Origin of the sequence: Streptomyces sp. 2P-4 (assembly GCF_030167965.1) — a bacterium.
Lineage (GTDB): Bacteria > Actinomycetota > Actinomycetes > Streptomycetales > Streptomycetaceae > Streptomyces > Streptomyces globosus_A.
Window position 1 is genome coordinate 6,128,916 of sequence record NZ_CP095011.1, and the last position, 16,681, is coordinate 6,145,596.

Here is a 16,681-nt window from a genome sequence, read left to right on the forward strand (position 1 = left end):
CAGAAAGGGGCATCCGGTGCAGCGCTACGACCGGCTGAGGGAGATCCTCCGGCTGGATCCGGACAAGGACTTCCTCGCCATCTACCGGCTCACCGCCACCTACGAGTTCCCCTGGGACTTCACCCGCGCCCTGGAGCTCGCCCTCTTCCGGACCTACGCAGTCCCCGGCATCGGCCGGCTGCTGGCCGAGACGGCGGAGTTCACCGAGCGCGCACAGAAGCGGTACGACGACACGGCGCTGCTCCTCGACGCCGTCGTCGAGCACGGCTTCGCGCACGAGACGGCCCGCACCGCGATCCGCCGCATCAACCAGATGCACCGCAGCTACGACATCCCCAACGACGAGATGCGCTACGTGCTGTGCACGTTCGTGGTGATCCCGGCCCGCTGGCTGGACGCCTACGGCTGGCGGAAGATGACCCACCACGAGCGCCGGGCCTCCGCCAACTACTACGCCACCCTCGGCCGCCACATGGGCATCCAGGACATCCCCGGCTCCTTCGAGGAGTTCGAGGCCGTCCTCGACGCCTACGAGGCGGAGCACTTCGCCTGGGACGAGGGCGGCCGCCGGGTCGCCGACGCCACCCTGGACCTGCTGGCCTCCTGGTACCCCGCCCGGCTCGCCCCCGCCGTGCGCGGTGCCAGCCTCGCACTCCTGGACGACGCCCTGCTGGACGCCTTCCGCTTCGCACGGCCCCATCCGCGGGTGCGCGGCCTCGTCCGGGGCGCGCTGCGGCTGCGGGGGCGGGCCGTCCGGCTGCTGCCCCCGCGCAGGGCCCCGCACTACGCCCGCCAGAACCCGGAGATCAAGGGCTACCGCGACGGCTACGACGTGGGCGAGCTCGGAACCTTCCCGCTGCCCGGCTCCGGCGGCTGCCCCGTACCGCACCAGCGCCGGTCCAGCGGAGCCGGGACCCACCCCACGGCGTGATCCCGGGCGGCTCCGCGGACCCCGCGCCCGGGGCCTTCGTACGTCCTCAGCGGCAGCGCACGGCGACGGCCAGGAAGCGGCTGTCGAGGTCCGCGTACGAGACCAGCTCCCAGCCCGAACCGGCCAGCAGCGGGCGCAGGTTGTGCTCGGCCCGCAGATCGTCCGGGGTGAGCTCGCGGCCCTGCCGCGCTGCCAGCGCCGCCCGCCCGATCGGATGGAACAGGGCCAGCCGGCCGCCGGGGCGCACCACGCGGGCCAGCTCGCGCAGGCCCGCGGCCGGCTCGGGCAGGTGCGCGACCAGCCCGGACGCGAACACCGCGTCCAGCGCCGCGGCCCGCAGCGGCAGCCGCGCCGCGTCCGCGAGCAGCAGCGCCCCCTGGGCGTCCCGGCCGGCCTGCCGTGCGGCGTCCAGCATCTGCGGCGTGAGGTCGACACCGAGGACGGTCCCCGCCGGGCCGACGGCGGCCCGGAGTGCGGGCAGCGCCCGCCCGGTGCCGCAGCCCGCGTCGAGCACGCGGTCGCCGGGCCGCAGCCCGAACTCGGCCACGGCCGCGGCGAAGGCGGGGCCGTCGTCGGGGAACTTCGCGTCCCAGGCGGCGGCCCGCGCACCGAAGAACTCCTGTACGTGCGTATGCGTGTGCGGGACGTCCGGGGCGGGAGCCGGACGGGCTGCGGGTTCGGAAGGGTGCGTGCGGTCCTCGGTCATGGGCACATGATCCCGCACCGTCCCGCCCCGGTCCGCCGGGCAGGCTGTCGCGCACTGCGGTCGGACCCTGACGTTTCTCTGTCATATTCCAGCAGTTCCAGCGGCTTTCGAAATGCGTCCCCTGTTCGCGCCCTCACCCGGACTAGCGTCCCGGGGCCATGGGACACCTCGACCACGCGGCGTACGGCTGGCTGACGCCCGTCCTGTCATACGTGATGGCATCCGTGGGCGCCGCCCTCGGCCTGCGCTGCACGGTCCGCGCGCTCGCCGCGACGGGAGCCGCCCGCCGCAACTGGCTCCTCACCGCGGCCTCCGCCATCGGCACCGGCATCTGGACCATGCACTTCACCGCGATGCTCGGCTTCCACGTCACCGGCACCGAGATCCACTACGACGTGCCGCTGACCGTCCTCGGGCTGGTCGTCGCCGTCGTGGTCGTCGGCGCCGGGGTGTTCGCCGTCGGGTACGGGCAGGGCCGCGGCCGGGCCCTGGCGGCCGGCGGCCTCACTACCGGCCTCGGCGTCGCCGGCATGCACTACCTGGGGATGGCCGCCCTGCGCCTGCACGGCAGCGTCTCCTACGACCCCGCCGCCGTCGCGCTGTCCGTCGCCGTCGCCGTCGCCGCGGCCACCGCCGCCCTGTGGGCGGCGCTCCACACCAGGACGCCCGCGGCCGACGCGGTCGCCTCGCTCGTCATGGGCGCCGCCGTCAGCAGCATGCACTACACGGGGATGGCGGCCGTCGCGGTCCGGGTCGTCCCCTCCGACCGGGCACTCCCCGGGGCGACCGCGATGCAGTTCGTCTTCCCGCTCGCCGTGGGGCTCGGCTCGTACCTCTTCCTCACCGCGGCGTTCGTCGCGCTCTCCCCGACCGCCGCCGGGCGGGCGGGCGCCCCCTCCGCCTCCGCCTCCGCGCCCGCCGCGTCCCCGGCCGCGGCTGCCCGCTGACCAGACCCGACCCGCCCCGGAACGAGGAGCAGATGCCCACACCCCGGAGACAACCGGACGCAGCAGCGCCGCCGCAGTCCGCGCCCCGCACCCGCCGGCTCCCCCGTCCGGCGACCGTCCGCGCGAAGGTCGTCTCGCTCCTGATGGTCCCGGTCGTCGCGCTGCTCGCCCTCTGGGGCCTCACCACCGTCGGCACCGCCCGGGACATCGCCCGCATGAGCCGCGTCCAGGACATCGACCGGCAGATCCGCACGCCCGTCGCCGCAGCCGTGACGGAGCTCCAGGCCGAACGGCGCGCCGCCGTGCGCCTCCTCGCGGCCGCCGCACCGGCCGGCGAGCGCGCTGCCGACCTGGAGAAGCAGATGCGCCGCACCGACGCCGCGGTCCGGCGGCTCCGCCTCGGCGACCGGCACACCGTGGCCGAATCCGGCGGGCAGCGCACCGCGGTCGCCGTCCGGCTGCGGGAGTTCGTCGCGGGCGCCGAAGGGCTCGCCGCCGTCCGCAGGGACACCGCCGACCGCCGGGCCACCCCGGATGCCGCCTACGAGGCGTACAACCGCGTGGTCGACGCCGCCCTCGGCGTCCTCGGCGCCCTCGCCGGCGGCGACCGGCCCGACCTCGGCACCGAAGCCCGGGTCCTGCTGGAGTTCACCCGGGCGGGGGAGCTCCTCTCCCGCGAGGACGCGCTGATGGCGGCGCCCGGCCCGCGCACCGCCGAATCGGTTCGCCGTCTCGCCGGCCTCGTCGAGGCCCGCCGCACCCTCACCGCCGTCGCAACCGGCGACCTCCCCGCCGCCGGGCAGGCCGCCTGGCAGTCCGCTGCCGGGAGCTCCGCGTACGCCGAACTCACTGCCGCCGAGGACCGCGCCCTGGCGGCGGAGCCGGAGCCGTCCGGGGGCCCGGCCAAGGACACCGTGAAGGCCGCGGCCAAGCAGGCAGCCAGGGAGACCGCGCAGCAGCCGCCCGCCGGCTGGGACGCCGCGTACGCCTCCGTCAGCGCATCCCTGCGCGACGCCGAAGCCGCCGCACACGCCGCCGCCGCGGACCGCGGCGACCCCGTCGCCCGTAGTGTCCGCGGCCCCGCCGGCGCGGCCGTCCTGCTCGGACTGCTCGCCGTCGGCGCCGCGCTCGCGATCTCCGTGCGCATCGGCCGGGGCCTTGTCGTCGAACTCGCCGCCCTCCGCGACACCGCGCTGGACATCGCCCGCCGCCGACTGCCCCACGCCATGGAACGCCTCCGCGCCGGGCAGGACATCGACATCGACGCCGAGGCCCCGCCCGGGCCGACCGCGGAGGGCGAGATCGCCCAGGTGGGGGAGGCGCTGGCCACCGTGCACCGGGCCGCGCTCGGAGCCGCCGCGGAGCGGGCCGAGCTCGCCGGCGGCATCGGCGGCGTCTTCGTCAACCTCGCCCGCCGCAGCCAGGTCCTCGTCCACAAGCAGCTCACCCTGCTCGACTCGATGGAGCGCCGCGCGGACGACCCCGCCGAGCTGGGCGACCTCTTCCGCCTCGACCACCTCACCACCCGTATGCGGCGGCACGCCGAGAGCCTGATCATCCTGTCGGGCGCTGCCCCGGGGAGGGCCTGGCGCATGCCGGTCCCGCTGTCCGCGGTGGTGCGGGCCGCGGTCTCCGAGATCGAGGAGTACCAACGCGTCGAGGTGCGGGGGCTCGCCGACGCCGCCGTCGCGGGCGCGGCCGTCGCCGACCTCACCCACCTCCTCGCCGAACTGATCGAGAACGCGGCCCAGTTCTCCCCGCCCCACACCGCGGTCCGGGTCAGCGGCGAGCCCGTCGGCGCCGGGTACGTCCTGGAGGTCGAGGACCGCGGACTCGGCATGGGCCGGGAGACCCTTGACGAGGCCAACCGGCGGATCGCGCAGTCGGGCGCCCTGGACCTCTTCGACAGCGACCGGCTCGGGCTCTTCGTCGTGAGCCGCCTCGCGGCCCGGCACGGCGTACGCGTCCACCTGCGCCCCTCTCCGTACGGCGGCACCACCGCGGTGGTGCTGCTGCCGCAGCCCCTCCTCCGGGGCGCACCGGAGGAGGAGCCCGCGCCGGAGCCGGCCGTGCCGTCCGCCGCGGGGCCCGGCTCCACCGGGGCCGGCGGCCTGCCGGAGGAGGGCGCCGCAGTGGGCGCGGCGCCGCCGGTCCTGCCGCAGCCGCGTACGGGACCGTCCGTGCGCCCGCCCTCACCCTGCCCGGCGGCGGCCGCCGCGCCGGCAGCCTCGAGGGGCGGCCTGCCGCGCCGGACGCGCCAGGCCGGCCTGGCGCCGCAGCTGCGCCGGCTGCCGCAGGAGCCGCAGGCCGCGGCCCGCCCCGCCGAAGAGGCCGAGGGGCCCAGCCCGGAACAGGCCAGGGACCGGATGGCGGCCTACCGGGCCGGCTGGGTCCGGGGTGCACAGGAGAAGCCCGCCCGCCCGGGCGGCGAAGGAGACACACGATGAGCGAGCACCAGGCACACGGCGGCGTCGCCGGCATCCCCGGGAGGGTCGGCCTCGACTGGCTGCTGGACGAGCTGGTGGTCCGGGTCCGGGAAGTCCGCCACGCCGTGGTCCTCTCCCACGACGGGCTGGCGGTGGGCGCGTCCAGCGCACTGGACCGCGAGGACGCGGACCACCTGGCGGCCGTCGCCTCCGGCTTCCACAGCCTCGCCAAGGGCGCGGGCCGGCACTTCCACGCCGGGGGCGTGCGCCAGACGCTGGTGGAGATGGACGAGGCGTTCCTCTTCGTCGCGGCCGCCGGCGACGGCTCGTGCCTGGCCGTCCTCAGCGGCGCCGGCACCGACGTCGGGCTGGTCGCGTACGAGATGGCCCGGCTGGTGAAGCGCGTCGGCGAGCACCTGCAGACCCGGCCGCGGTCCGCCGCCCGTCCGCCGGCCGCAGGGTGAGCGGCACGGCCGGGCCGGCGGACGACGGCCGCTGGTACGACGCCGACGCGGGCCCGCTCGTGCGGCCGTACGCCGTGACGGGCGGGCGTACGGAACCGGGACCGCACGGCGTCCGCTTCGACCTGATCGCCCTGGTCGCGGTGGAGGCCGGCGCCGCCGCGGGCACCCTGCCGGGGCCGGAGCACGAGGCCCTGCTGCGCCTGTGCCGGGCGGGGACGCAGTCGGTGGCGGAACTCGCCGCCGACGCCGACCTGCCCGTCGGGGTGGTGCGGGTGCTGCTGGGCGACCTGTTGGAGGCGGGACACGTCCGGGTCGGCCGGCCGGTGCCGCCGGCCCGGCTGCCGGAGATGCGGATCCTGCGGGAAGTCATCGAGGGATTGAGAGCACTGTGATGGGACGACACGATGTGGCCGCAGGGCCGGAGACGGCCGCCGGGGCGGACGAGGGCCCGGACCCCGCTGCGCTGGCGCTGAAGATCCTCGTCGCGGGCGGCTTCGGGGTCGGCAAGACCACGATGGTCGGCGCGGTCAGCGAGATCAGGCCGCTCCGGACGGAGGAGCGGCTCAGCGAGGCCGGCGAGCTGGTCGACGACACCGGAGGGGTGGAGCGCAAGACCACCACGACGGTGGCGATGGACTTCGGGCGGATCACCATCCGGTCCGGGCTTTCCCTGTACCTGTTCGGGACACCCGGCCAGGACCGGTTCTGGTTCCTGTGGGACGAGCTGGCGCAGGGCGCACTCGGGGCGGTGGTGCTGGCGGACACGCGGCGGCTGCAGGACTGCTTCCCCGCGGTGGACTACTTCGAGCACCGGCGCATCCCGTTCGTCGTGGCCGTCAACTGCTTCAGCGACTCCGGGCGCTACGCGGCGGACGAGGTGGCGCGCGCCCTGGACCTGGAGCGGGGGACTCCGGTGGTGCTGTGCGACGCGCGGGACCGCGACTCGGGGAAGGAAGTGCTGATCAGGCTCGTCGAGTACGCCGGGCGCGTGCACACGGCGCGGCTGCTGGAGGCCGTGGAGGCGGGGCCCGGCGCCGGCTGAGGGCAGGCCCGTCCCGCCGGGCAGGGCGGCGTTTCGAGTCCTCCCCTTCTCCGCGCGGTGTCCTCCTTGCCGGGGAGCCACTGGTGGGGAAGGCTTGCGGCACTGGTACGCGGGGTGTGGCGCGGCCGCGGCGGCGCCGACGGGGAGGGGCTCGACATGGCATGGGACAAGCAGCTCGACTGGCTGCTGGACGACCTGTCCCGCAGGGTCCGGCAGGTGCGGCACGCGGTGGTGCTCTCCAACGACGGCCTGGTCACGGGCGCAAGCGCAGGCCTGGTCCGCGAGGACGCCGAGTACCTGGCCGCCGTCGCGGCGGGGCTCCAGAGCCTGGCCAAGGGGTCGGGCCGGCACTTCGGGGCGGGCGAGGTACGGCAGACGATGGTCGAGTTCGACGAAGGGGTCCTCTTCGTCATGGCGGCCGGGGCGGGCAGCTCGCTGTGCGTGCTGAGCACGGCGGAGTCGGACGTCGGCCAGGTCGCGTACGAGATGACGCTGCTGGTCAACCGGGTGGGGGAGCACCTCGGGGTGGCCGAGCGGCGGATCACCGGGGGCTGACGGGAGGCCAGGCCGCGGCGGTGCGGGGCGGGTTGTCCACAGGCCTCGCGCGGAGGGGCGGCGGCAGACTACCTTCGTCACACAGAGTAATCGCGATGTGTGAGGGGGACGGCCATGAAGCTCGCGACGCAGGAGCACCCGAGGGGCGGGGAAGCCGCAGGCCCGGAGGACGGCGGGGCCGCAGCGGCGGGGCCCCTGCCGCCGGGAGCGGCGGTCGGCGGAGTGCGCGCCGCCGGTGAACTCGGCCTCAACAGGAGCGAGTTCGCCCGCGCCGTACAGCTCGGCATCGTACGGGCCGGACCGCCCGCGCCGGGCGGTGCGGCGCGGTACGCGCGGGCGGAGCTGGAGCGCGTCCGGGCGGCCGAGGGGTTCCCGGAGACGCTTCGGGCGCAGGTCGAGACGGTGGCCGGGGCGGGCGCCGCGTCCGCCGTGCTCGGTATCGGACCGACCCGGTTCACGCGGCTCGCCCGGTGCGGGCACCTGACCCCCGTCGGCTACCGCATCAACCGGTACCGGGCGGTGGTGTGGCTCTACCTCGCCGCGGAGCTGCGGGAGTTCGGCGAGCGCCGACCGGCCCTGCTGCACGGCGGCGTCACCCCGGAGGACCGGGAGCTGATGGCCCGAGGGGCGGACCTGCGGCCCCGCCGCTGGCGGGGAAGGCATGTGGAGCTGCTGCTGGGCCGGACCGCCGACCCCTGGGAGCGGGCCGCCGTCCTGGCCTCCGTCCTCCCGGAGGAGGAGCTGGCGCGGGCCGTCCCCGACCCGGCGGAGCGGATGGTGCTCGCCGCGCTCGGCCCGCCCCCGCCGTACGGGCACCCGCAGATCCCGGCGGCCGCGGCCGTGGCGCAGCGGCTGCTGCCGGCGGACCAGCCGGACGAGGTCCGGTGGTACCGCACCAGTCTGGACTTCGCCCTCACCGGGGCGCGGGCTCAGTCGAACGCGACCGGGGAGAGGGGGCCGACGTAGACCCAGGCCCCGCCCTCCCGGCTGAACGCGCTGTTCTCGTGCAGCGAGCCGGTGTGCCGGCCCTCGCGGTAGTGCGCCCGGAACTCCACCGAGCCCTCCGTCTCGAACAGCCCGCCGCGGTCGGTACCCAGGATGTCCAGCTTCACCCAGCGCTGCTCCGGGTCGAGGTCGAGCCGGTCGGGGCGGGTGGCAGGGTGCCAGGAGCGCATCAGGTAGGAGGTGTCGCCGACGGCGAAGGCGCTGAAGCGGGAGCGCATCAGCAGCTCGGCGGTCGGGGCCTGCCCCGCGCCGGAGTGGAAGCGGCCGCAGCAGTCCGCATAGGCGGCGGGCAGCCCGCAGGGGCAGGGGTGGGCCGGGGTCGGCATGGGTGTGCTCAGCTCTTCGGGGTCGGTTCGGCGGAAGCGGCCGGCTGCGGCCGCCCGGACGGGTAGGGGCGGAAGAGCCCTTCCTGGACGACGGAGACCAGCAGCCTGCCCTCCAGGTCGTAGATGCGGCCGCGGGCCAGGCCGCGTCCGCCGTGCGCGATCGGCGACTCCTGGTCGTAGAGGAACCACTCGTCCGCGCGGAAGGGCCGGTGGAACCACATGGCGTGGTCCAGGGACGCCATGTCGAAGCCGCGGGTGCCCCACAGGGGCTCCACGGGGAGGCGCACGGCGTCGAGGAGGGTCATGTCACTGGCGTAGGTGAGGGCGCAGGTGTGCACCAGCGGGTCGTCGCCCAGCGGGCCGACGGCGCGCATCCACACCGCGCTGCGCGGATCGGCGCCCTTGAGCTCCTCGGGCGTCCAGCGGAGCCGGTCCGCGTACCGGATGTCGAAGGGCTGGCGGCGGGCCATCCGCTCCAGTGCCTCGGGCAGTGCGCCGAGGTGTGCGCGGATCTCGTCGGCGACCTTCGGCAGCGTGTCCGGGTGGGGGAAGTCGAGGCGGGGAGGCAGCTGGTGCTCGATGCTGCCCTCCTCCGGATGGTGGAAGGAGGCGGTGAGGTTGAAGATCGTCTTGCCTTGTTGGACGGCGGTGACGCGCCGGGTGGTGAAGGACCGCCCGTCCCGGACCCGCTCCACCTGGTACACGATCGGCACCCCGGGGATGCCGGGGCGCAGGAAGTACGCGTGGAGTGAGTGGACGGGCCGGTCGCCCTCGGTGGTACGGCCGGCGGCGACGAGGGCCTGGCCGGCGACCTGCCCGCCGAAGACCCGCTGGAGGGACTCCTGCGGGCTCGCGCCGCGGAAGATGTTGACCTCGATCTGCTCCAGGTCGAGCAGGTCGACCAGTCTCTCGGCGGGGTTCGTCATCAGAGCCTCTCCACTGTCGGGTCCGGCGGGTCCGGCGGGTCCGGTCGGCCGCGGGTGTCGGTCAGCGCGCGCCGAGCTCGCCGACCGAGGTCAGCCGGATCACGGCCCGGCCCTCCTCGTCGGAGGCGGCCAGGTCGACCTCGGCGCTGATGCCCCAGCCATGGTCGCCGTTCGGGTCGGCGAACGTCTGGCGGACGCGCCACAGGCCGTGGGCCGGGTCCTCCTCGATCTGCAGCAGCTTCGGCCCGCGTGCGTCCGGGCCGGTGCCGAGGTCGTCGTACTCGTCCCAGTAGGCGTCCATCGCCTCGCCCCACGCGTCCGCGTCCCAGCCGGAGTCGCCGTCGAGCTCGCCCAGCTCGTCGACCCGGTCCAGGGCGGCCAGCTCGACCCGGCGGAACATGGCGTTGCGGACCAGGACGCGGAAGGCGCGCGCGTTCGCGGTGACCGGCTTGACCTGGTCGGCCTTCTCCTGGGCCTCCTCCGCCGTCTCCAGCTCCGGGTTCGCCAGCTGCTCCCACTCGTCGAGCAGGCTGGAGTCCACCTGGCGGACCAGCTCGCCCAGCCAGGCGATGAGGTCCTCCAGGTCCTCCGACTTGAGGTCGTCGGGGATGGTGTGGTCCAGCGCCTTGTAGGCGCTCGCCAGGTACCGCAGCACGATGCCCTCGGTGCGGGCGAGCTCGTAGAAGGAGGTGAACTCGGTGAAGGTCATCGCGCGTTCGTACATGTCGCGGATGATCGACTTGGGGGAGACGGGGTGGTCGCCGACCCAGGGGTGGCTCTTGCGGTACACGTCGTAGGCGTGGAGCAGGAGTTCCTCGAGGGGCTTGGGATAGGTGATGTCCTGGAGCCGCTCCATCCGCTCCTCGTACTCGATCCCGTCCGCCTTCATCGCGCCGACCGCGATCCCGCGCTCCTTGTTCTGCTGCGCGGCCAGGATCTGGCGCGGGTCGTCCAGGGTGGACTCGACGACGGACACCATGTCCAGCGCGTACGACGGCGACTCCGGGTCCAGCAGGTCGAAGGCGGCCAGCGCGAACGTCGACAGCGGCTGGTTCAGCGCGAAGTCCTGCTGGAGGTCGACGGTCAGCCGGATCGTGCGGCCCTCGGCGTCCGGGGTGTCGAGCTGCTCGACCACCCCGCCGTCCAGGAGCGAGCGGTAGATCGCGATCGCCCGCCGGATGTGCCTCAGCTGGGCCTTGCGCGGCTCGTGGTTGTCCTCCAGGAGGCTGCGCATCGCCTGGAAGGCGTCACCGGGGCGGGCGATCACCGACAGCAGCATGATGTTGGTGACCTTGAACCGGGAGGTGAGCGGCTCCGGCTCGGCGGCGATCAGTTTTTCGAAGGTGGTGTCCGACCAGGCGACGAAGCCCTCGGGCGCCTTCTTCCGGACGACCTTGCGGCGCTTCTTCGGGTCGTCGCCCGCCTTCGCCAGCGCCCGCTCGTTCTCGATGACGTGCTCCGGCGCCTGGGCGACGACGAAGCCCGCCGTGTCGAAGCCCGCCCGGCCGGCCCGGCCGGCGATCTGGTGGAACTCGCGGGCGCGCAGCGTGCGCACCCGGTTGCCGTCGTACTTCGTCAGCGCCGTGAACAGCACGGTGCGGATGGGGACGTTGACGCCGACGCCGAGGGTGTCGGTGCCGCAGATCACCTTGAGCAGGCCCGCCTGGGCCAGTTTCTCCACGAGGCGCCGGTACTTGGGCAGCATCCCCGCGTGGTGCACGCCGATGCCGTGCCGGACGTAGCGGGAGAGGTTCTGGCCGAACTTCGTGGTGAAGCGGAAGTTGCCGATCAGCTCGGCGATCCTGTCCTTCTCCTCGCGCGTGCACATGTTGATGCTCATCAGCGACTGCGCCCGCTCGACCGCCTGCGCCTGCGTGAAGTGCACGATGTACACGGGCGCCTGCCGCGTCTCCAGCAGCTCGGTGATCGTGTCGGTGATCGGCGTGGTGACGTACTCGTACGACAGCGGGACGGGCCGGGTCGCCGAGCGGACCACCGAGGTCGGTCGGCCGGTGCGGCGGGTGAGGTCCTCCTCGAACCGCTTCACGTCGCCGAGGGTGGCCGACATCAGGACGAACTGCGCCTGCGGGAGCTCCAGCAGCGGGATCTGCCAGGCCCAGCCGCGGTCCGGCTCCGCATAGAAGTGGAACTCGTCCATCACGACCTGGCCGATGTCGGCGTACTTGCCGTCCCGCAGCGCGATGGACGCCAGCACCTCGGCGGTGCAGCAGATCACCGGGGCGTCGGCGTTCACCGAGGCGTCGCCGGTGAGCATGCCGACGTTCTCGGTGCCGAACAGCTTGCACAGGTCGAAGAACTTCTCCGACACCAGCGCCTTGATGGGCGCTGTGTAGAAGGTGACCTTGTCCTGGGCGAGCGCGGTGAAGTGCGCGCCCGCCGCGACGAGGCTCTTGCCGGAGCCCGTCGGGGTGGACAGGATCACGTTCGCTCCGGAGACGACCTCGATCAGCGCCTCCTCCTGGGCCGGGTACAGGGTGATGCCCTGGTCCTCCGCCCACGAGGAGAAGGCCTCGAAGAGCGCGTCGGGGTCGGCGTTCGGCGGGAGCTGATCAATGAGGGTCACACCCCCCATCTTGCCTGCCTTCCGCCCGGATGAGGGAACCGGCGGAAGGAAAGAAGATCATCGCAGGTACGCTGAGCCGTCGATCGGGACCGCGCGAGGCGTTCGGCGGGGCCCGCGGGCACACGACCTGGGGTGGGGTAACGAGCATGATGGGTCCGGCGCACTCGCTGTCCGGGGCGGCCGCCTGGCTGGGGGTGGGCGCGGCCACGGCGGCCGCCGGGCATCCGATGCCCTGGCCGGTCCTCGTCGTCGGCGCGCTGATCTGCGCCGGCGCCGCCCTCGCCCCCGACCTCGACCACAAGTCCGCGACGATCTCGCGGGCCTTCGGCCCGCTCTCCCGCGGCCTGTGCGAGGTCGTCGACAAGCTCTCGTACTCCGTCTACAAGTCCACGCGCTCCCGCAAGGACGCCCGCCGATCCGGAGGCCACCGCACCCTGACCCACACCTGGCTGTGGGCGGTGCTGATCGGCGCCGGCTCCTCCGTCCTGGCCGCCGCCACCGACCGGTGGGGCGTCCTCGTCCTGCTCTTCGTCCACCTGGTGCTGGCCGTGGAGGGCCTGCTGTGGCGGGCGGCCAGGATGTCCAGCGACATCCTCGTCTGGCTGCTCGGGGCGACGAGCGCCTGGATCCTCGCCGGAGTCCTCGACCAGCCCGGCAACGGCGCCGACTGGCTGTTCGGCCCCGAGTACGCCTACGTGTGGCTGGGCCTGCCGGTCGTCCTCGGCGCCCTGGTCCACGACATCGGCGACGCCCTGACGGTGTCCGGCTGCCCGATCCTGTGGCCGCTGCCCATCGCCGGGAAGCGCTGGTATCCCGTCGGGCCGCCCAAGGGGATGCGCTTCCGGGCCGGCAGCTGGGTGGAGCTGAAGGTGCTCATGCCCGCGTTCATGCTGCTCGGCGGTATCGGCGGAGCCTCCGCCCTCGGGTTCATCTGACCCCGCCCACCTGCCCCGCCTACCTGCCCCGGGCCCGGACCGGGCGTCCCGCGGAGGCCGCGGTGCGCCCCGGTCATCCGTGCCAGGATCGCCACAGCGCCGCGTACGCGCCCCCGGCCGCGACCAGCTCGTCGTGTGAGCCGAGCTCGCTGATCCGCCCGGCCTCGACGACGGCGATCACATCGGCGTCGTGCGCCGTGTGCAGCCGGTGGGCGATCGCGATGACCGTCCGCCCGTCCAGCACCCGGGCCAGCGAGCGCTCCAGGTGCCGGGCCGCCCGCGGGTCCAGCAGCGACGTCGCCTCGTCCAGTACCAGCGTGTGCGGGTCCGCCAGCACCAGCCGGGCCAGCGCCACCTGCTGCGCCTGCGCCGGCGTGAGCGCCGTGCCGCCCGAGCCGACCTGCGTGTCGAGCCCGTCGCCCAGGGCCCGCGCCCAGCCGTCCGCGTCGACCGCGCCCAGCGCGGCCCACAGCTCGGCGTCCTCGGCGTGCGCCCGGGCCAGCCGCAGGTTGTCCCGCAGCGAGCCCGTGAACACGTGGTGCTCCTGGTTCACGAGGGCCACGTGCTCGCGGACCCGCTCGGCCGGCATCCGCGACAGCTGCGCCCCGCCGAGGGTCACCTCGCCGGTCCGCGGCGCGTAGATGCCCGCGAGCAGCCGCCCGAGGGTGGACTTGCCCGCGCCCGACGGGCCGACCAGCGCCACCCGGGTACCCGGCGGCACCGCCACCGACACCTGGTGCAGCACGTCCACGCCCTCCCGGTAGCCGAACCGGACCTGCTCGGCGCGGACGTCCCGACCCTGCGGGCGGACGGCGGCGTCGCCCGCGTCCGGCTCGATCTCCCGCACGCCCACCAGGCGGGCGAGCGACACCTGGGCGATCTGGAGCTCGTCGTACCAGCGCAGGATCAGGCCGATCGGATCGACCATCATGTGCGCGAGCAGCGCACCCGTCGTCAGCTGCCCCACCGACAGCCAACCCTGCAGCACGCAGTAGCCGCCGACCAGCAGCACCGACCCGAGGATCGTCACGAAGGTGGTGTTGACGACGGGGAAGAGGACCGTCCGCAGGAAGAGGGTGTACCGCTCCCATGCCGTCCACTCCCTGATCCGCCGGTCCGACAGCGCGATCCGCGCCGGGCCGAGGCGGTGCGCCTCGACCGTTCGCCCGGCGTCCACCGTCTCCGTCAGCACCGCCGCGACCGCGGCGTACCCGGCGGCCTCCGAGCGGTACGCCGACGGGGCCCGCCGGAAGTACCAGCGGCAGCCGGCCACCAGAACCGGCAGGGCCACCAGCGCGGCCAGGGCGAGCGGCGGAGCGGTCACCGTCAGCGCCCCGAAGAGCAGGCTGACCCAGACCACGCCGATGGCCAGCTGCGGCACGGCCTCCCGCATCGCGTTGGCCAGCCGGTCGATGTCGGTGGTGACACGCGACAGCAGGTCGCCGGTTCCGGCCCGCTCCAGCACGCCGGGAGGCAGCCCCACCGACCGGACGAGGAAGTCCTCCCTCAGGTCGGCGAGCATCTCCTCGCCGAGCATCGCGCCCCGCAGCCGGACGAGCCGCACGAACACCGTCTGCACCACGAGCGCCGCCGCGAACAGCAGCGCCGTCCGCTCCAGGTGCAGCTCGCGCGATCCCGCCGCGAGCCCGTCCACGACCCGGCCCAGCAGGTACGGGCCCACCATGGAGGCGGTCACCGCGACCGCGTTGACCCCGACCAGGACGCCGAACGCCCGCCGGTGCCGCCGCAGCAGCCCCCGCACGTACCCCCGTACGGTCGCCGGCGAGCCCACGGGCAGGGTCGCGGCCGACTCCGGGGCCGCCGGGTCGTGCGCCGGCGGCGCCACGCCGATCATGCTGATTCCTCGATCCCTGTGAGTTCTTTCCCGAGCCGGGCCGGCCCGAGGCGGGCGACGCGCTGCTCCTCCTCCGTCTCCCTGGTGACGACGGCCCGGTAGCGCGGTTCGCACCGCAGCAGTTCGCGGTGCGTGCCGGTCGCGGCGACCGTGCCGCCGTCGACCAGCACCACGTGGTCGGCGCGGTCCAGCAGCAGCGGCGAGGAGGCGAGTACCACGGTCGTCCGCCCGGCCCGCAGGGCCGCGATCCCCTCCGCGATGCGCGCCTCCGTGTGCGAGTCGACCGCCGAGGTCGGCTCGTCCAGGACCAGCACCTCCGGGTCGGCGGCCAGGGACCGGGCGAGGGCCAGCCGCTGGCGCTGCCCGCCCGAGAGGGACCGCCCGCGCTCGGTGATCCGGGCGTCCATCGGGTCGTCCACCCCGTCGGGGGCCGCCTGGAGCAGTGCGTCCAGGACGTCTCCGCAGTGTGCGGCGGCCAGGGCGGCCGCCGGCTCCACCTTCCCGGAGGAAGGGACGTCGAACAGCTCCCGCAGGGTCCCCGACAGCAGCACCGGGTCCTTGTCCTGGACGAGCACCAGCCGGCGCGCGGTGTCCAGCGGCAGCCCGTCCAGGGCGACCCCGCCCAGCAGCGCCGCGACGCCGTCGGGGGCGGCGCCGTCCTCCTGCCCGGTGTCCGCGGCGTGCCCGCCGAGCCGCTCCGCCAGCCGGCCCGCGGCGTCGGGGTCTCCGCACACCACCGCGGTGAGCCGGCCCGCGGGGGCCACGAGGCCGGTGGCCGGGTCGTGGAGGTCGCCGACCGGATCGGGGCCCCCGCCGCCCTCCCCTCCGGCATCCGCCCGGCCGGGGCCGGTGCGCGTCAGCGACAGGACCCGGGCGGCCCGCTGGGCGGAGGGGCGGGAGAAGGAGTACGCCATCGCGATCTCCTCCACGTTCCGCAGCGGGTAGAGCATCGTGGCCACCGCGCTGAACGCGGCGACGAGCCCGCCCACCTCCAGTCGCCCCTCCTGGACGAGCGAGGCCCCGTACCAGACGATCGTGACCAGCAGGGCGCCGGGCAGCAGCACCTGGACCGCCGCAATCAGCGCCCACATGCTCGCGCTGCGCACGGCGGCCTCGCGGACCTGCTGCGAGGCCTCGCGGTAGCGCCCGAGGAACAGCTCCTCGCCGCCGATGCCGCGCAGCACGCGCAGGCCCGCGACGGTGTCGGAGGCCAGTTCGGTCGCCTTGCCGGCCTTGTCCCGCTGGACGTCGGCGCGCCGGGTGGCGTGCGGCAGCAGCGGCAGGACGGACAGGGCGAGCACCGGCACCCCGACGGCGACGACCACGCCGATCGACGGGGCGAGGAAGAGCAGCCCGACGCAGATCGCGACGATGGCGCAGGCGGCGGCCAGGAACCGGGAGACGGCCTCGATGAACCAGCCGATCTTCTCCACGTCGCTTGTCGAAACCGCCACGACCTCGCCGGCGGCGACCTGCCGGGTCAGGGCGGAGCCCAGTTCGGCAGTCTTGCGGGCCAGCAGCTGCTGCACCCGCGCGGCCGCGGTGATCCAGTTGGTGACGGCCGTGCGGTGGAGCATGGCGTCGCCGACGGAGATCGCCACGCCGGCCAGCAGCAGCAGCGCGCCGGCCCGGAGCAGCCCGGCGCCGTCCCGTTCGACGACCGCGCCGACGCCCGAGCCGACCGCGTAGGGCAGCCCGGCGATGCCGCCGAAGTGGACCAGGCCCCAGCACAGGCTCCTGGCCTGCCCGCCGAGTTGGCCGCGCCCCAGCCACAGCAGGAGGCGCGGACCGGAGCGGGCGTCGGGCACTCCGGGATCCGGATACGGAAGATCGCTGATCTGCATGACGCCCCATGACTGGTCGAGGAGTTCAAACCGTGCAAGGTTCGCCTCGCGCAGCCCTCCGGGGCAATCGAATTTGCGTCGGCCAGAGCCTCACCCGCAGTGCCTGCACCGGCGCTGCGCCGGCGCGTTCCCCCA

The 16,681-nt window shown here is 74.8% G+C and carries 15 protein-coding genes; 9 read left to right on the top strand and 6 right to left on the bottom strand.

What is annotated here, in order from left to right:
- Positions 1–16: 16 nt before the first annotated feature.
- Positions 17–931, top strand: a complete 915-nt coding sequence (locus MUK52_RS27340; protein ID WP_114056474.1) for an oxygenase MpaB family protein — start codon at positions 17–19, stop codon at positions 929–931.
- Positions 932–977: 46 nt separating this feature from the next.
- On the opposite strand, the gene MUK52_RS27345 is transcribed toward MUK52_RS27340, so the two are convergent.
- Complete coding sequence (locus tag MUK52_RS27345) at positions 978–1,637, bottom strand: class I SAM-dependent methyltransferase (protein WP_114056473.1); 660 nt, start codon at positions 1,635–1,637, stop codon at positions 978–980.
- Positions 1,638–1,795: 158 nt separating this feature from the next.
- Here MUK52_RS27345 and MUK52_RS27350 point away from each other — a divergent pair, with 158 nt between their 5' ends.
- The 7 genes from MUK52_RS27350 (at position 1,796) to MUK52_RS27380 (ending at position 8,037) form a co-directional block, all read left to right on the top strand.
- A complete protein-coding gene (locus MUK52_RS27350; RefSeq protein WP_284580927.1) occupies positions 1,796–2,584 on the top strand; it encodes an MHYT domain-containing protein in 789 nt (262 codons plus the stop codon).
- Between the two features lie 32 nt (positions 2,585–2,616).
- A complete protein-coding gene (locus MUK52_RS27355; RefSeq protein ID WP_114056471.1) occupies positions 2,617–5,031 on the top strand; it encodes a sensor histidine kinase in 2,415 nt (804 codons plus the stop codon).
- Positions 5,028–5,474 carry a roadblock/LC7 domain-containing protein gene (locus MUK52_RS27360; RefSeq protein WP_114056470.1) on the top strand — a complete coding sequence of 149 codons (447 nt, stop codon included), beginning with the start codon at positions 5,028–5,030 and terminating at the stop codon, positions 5,472–5,474. Before MUK52_RS27355 ends, MUK52_RS27360 begins: the two co-directional genes overlap by 4 nt.
- Positions 5,471–5,866 (top strand): DUF742 domain-containing protein, encoded by a 396-nt coding sequence (locus MUK52_RS27365; RefSeq protein WP_114056469.1) that lies wholly within the window; start codon positions 5,471–5,473, stop codon positions 5,864–5,866. The genes MUK52_RS27360 and MUK52_RS27365 overlap by 4 nt, the downstream gene beginning before the upstream one ends.
- Positions 5,866–6,516 carry a GTP-binding protein gene (locus tag MUK52_RS27370; RefSeq protein ID WP_281277947.1) on the top strand — a complete coding sequence of 217 codons (651 nt, stop codon included), beginning with the start codon at positions 5,866–5,868 and terminating at the stop codon, positions 6,514–6,516. Before MUK52_RS27365 ends, MUK52_RS27370 begins: the two co-directional genes overlap by 1 nt.
- Before the next feature lie 156 nt (positions 6,517–6,672).
- Positions 6,673–7,071: a roadblock/LC7 domain-containing protein gene (locus tag MUK52_RS27375; protein WP_114058781.1), complete on the top strand. Its 399-nt coding sequence runs from the start codon at positions 6,673–6,675 to the stop codon at positions 7,069–7,071.
- A 114-nt stretch (positions 7,072–7,185) separates the two neighbouring features.
- Complete coding sequence (locus MUK52_RS27380) at positions 7,186–8,037, top strand: DUF6397 family protein (RefSeq protein WP_284580934.1); 852 nt, start codon at positions 7,186–7,188, stop codon at positions 8,035–8,037.
- Here the strand turns inward: MUK52_RS27380 and MUK52_RS27385 are convergent.
- The 3 genes from MUK52_RS27385 to MUK52_RS27395 form a co-directional block, all read right to left on the bottom strand.
- Entirely contained in the window at positions 8,001–8,402 is a 402-nt protein-coding gene (locus MUK52_RS27385) for a YchJ family protein (RefSeq protein WP_114056466.1), read from the bottom strand. The two genes, MUK52_RS27380 and MUK52_RS27385, sit on opposite strands and share 37 nt — an antisense overlap.
- Before the next feature lie 8 nt (positions 8,403–8,410).
- A complete protein-coding gene (locus tag MUK52_RS27390) occupies positions 8,411–9,328 on the bottom strand; it encodes an acyl-CoA thioesterase (protein WP_114056465.1) in 918 nt (305 codons plus the stop codon).
- Positions 9,329–9,389: 61 nt separating this feature from the next.
- A complete protein-coding gene (locus MUK52_RS27395) occupies positions 9,390–11,912 on the bottom strand; it encodes a DEAD/DEAH box helicase (protein ID WP_114056464.1) in 2,523 nt (840 codons plus the stop codon).
- A gap of 146 nt (positions 11,913–12,058) precedes the next feature.
- On the opposite strand from MUK52_RS27395, the gene MUK52_RS27400 reads away from it, so the two are divergent.
- Complete coding sequence (locus MUK52_RS27400) at positions 12,059–12,847, top strand: metal-dependent hydrolase (protein WP_114056463.1); 789 nt, start codon at positions 12,059–12,061, stop codon at positions 12,845–12,847.
- Between the two features lie 73 nt (positions 12,848–12,920).
- On the opposite strand, the gene MUK52_RS27405 is transcribed toward MUK52_RS27400, so the two are convergent.
- Positions 12,921–14,702: an ABC transporter ATP-binding protein gene (locus tag MUK52_RS27405; RefSeq protein ID WP_284580941.1), complete on the bottom strand. Its 1,782-nt coding sequence runs from the start codon at positions 14,700–14,702 to the stop codon at positions 12,921–12,923.
- Entirely contained in the window at positions 14,699–16,546 is a 1,848-nt protein-coding gene (locus MUK52_RS27410) for an ABC transporter transmembrane domain-containing protein (RefSeq protein ID WP_114056461.1), read from the bottom strand. Before MUK52_RS27410 ends, MUK52_RS27405 begins: the two co-directional genes overlap by 4 nt.
- Positions 16,547–16,681: the final 135 nt, after the last annotated feature.

What these genes read in the sequence shown, in the direction of transcription:
- MUK52_RS27345 (WP_114056473.1), bottom strand. Translation starts at nt 1,637, where the DNA reads ATGACCGAGGACCGCACGCACCCTTCCGAACCCGCAGCCCGTCCGGCT.
- MUK52_RS27375 (WP_114058781.1), top strand. Translation starts at nt 6,673, where the DNA reads ATGGCATGGGACAAGCAGCTCGACTGGCTGCTGGACGACCTGTCCCGC.
- MUK52_RS27380 (WP_284580934.1), top strand. Translation starts at nt 7,186, where the DNA reads ATGAAGCTCGCGACGCAGGAGCACCCGAGGGGCGGGGAAGCCGCAGGC.
- MUK52_RS27350 (WP_284580927.1), top strand. Translation starts at nt 1,796, where the DNA reads ATGGGACACCTCGACCACGCGGCGTACGGCTGGCTGACGCCCGTCCTG.
- MUK52_RS27390 (WP_114056465.1), bottom strand. Translation starts at nt 9,328, where the DNA reads ATGACGAACCCCGCCGAGAGACTGGTCGACCTGCTCGACCTGGAGCAG.
- MUK52_RS27405 (WP_284580941.1), bottom strand. Translation starts at nt 14,702, where the DNA reads ATGATCGGCGTGGCGCCGCCGGCGCACGACCCGGCGGCCCCGGAGTCG.
- MUK52_RS27385 (WP_114056466.1), bottom strand. Translation starts at nt 8,402, where the DNA reads ATGCCGACCCCGGCCCACCCCTGCCCCTGCGGGCTGCCCGCCGCCTAT.
- MUK52_RS27410 (WP_114056461.1), bottom strand. Translation starts at nt 16,546, where the DNA reads ATGCAGATCAGCGATCTTCCGTATCCGGATCCCGGAGTGCCCGACGCC.
- MUK52_RS27360 (WP_114056470.1), top strand. Translation starts at nt 5,028, where the DNA reads ATGAGCGAGCACCAGGCACACGGCGGCGTCGCCGGCATCCCCGGGAGG.
- MUK52_RS27400 (WP_114056463.1), top strand. Translation starts at nt 12,059, where the DNA reads ATGATGGGTCCGGCGCACTCGCTGTCCGGGGCGGCCGCCTGGCTGGGG.
- MUK52_RS27355 (WP_114056471.1), top strand. Translation starts at nt 2,617, where the DNA reads ATGCCCACACCCCGGAGACAACCGGACGCAGCAGCGCCGCCGCAGTCC.
- MUK52_RS27370 (WP_281277947.1), top strand. Translation starts at nt 5,866, where the DNA reads ATGGGACGACACGATGTGGCCGCAGGGCCGGAGACGGCCGCCGGGGCG.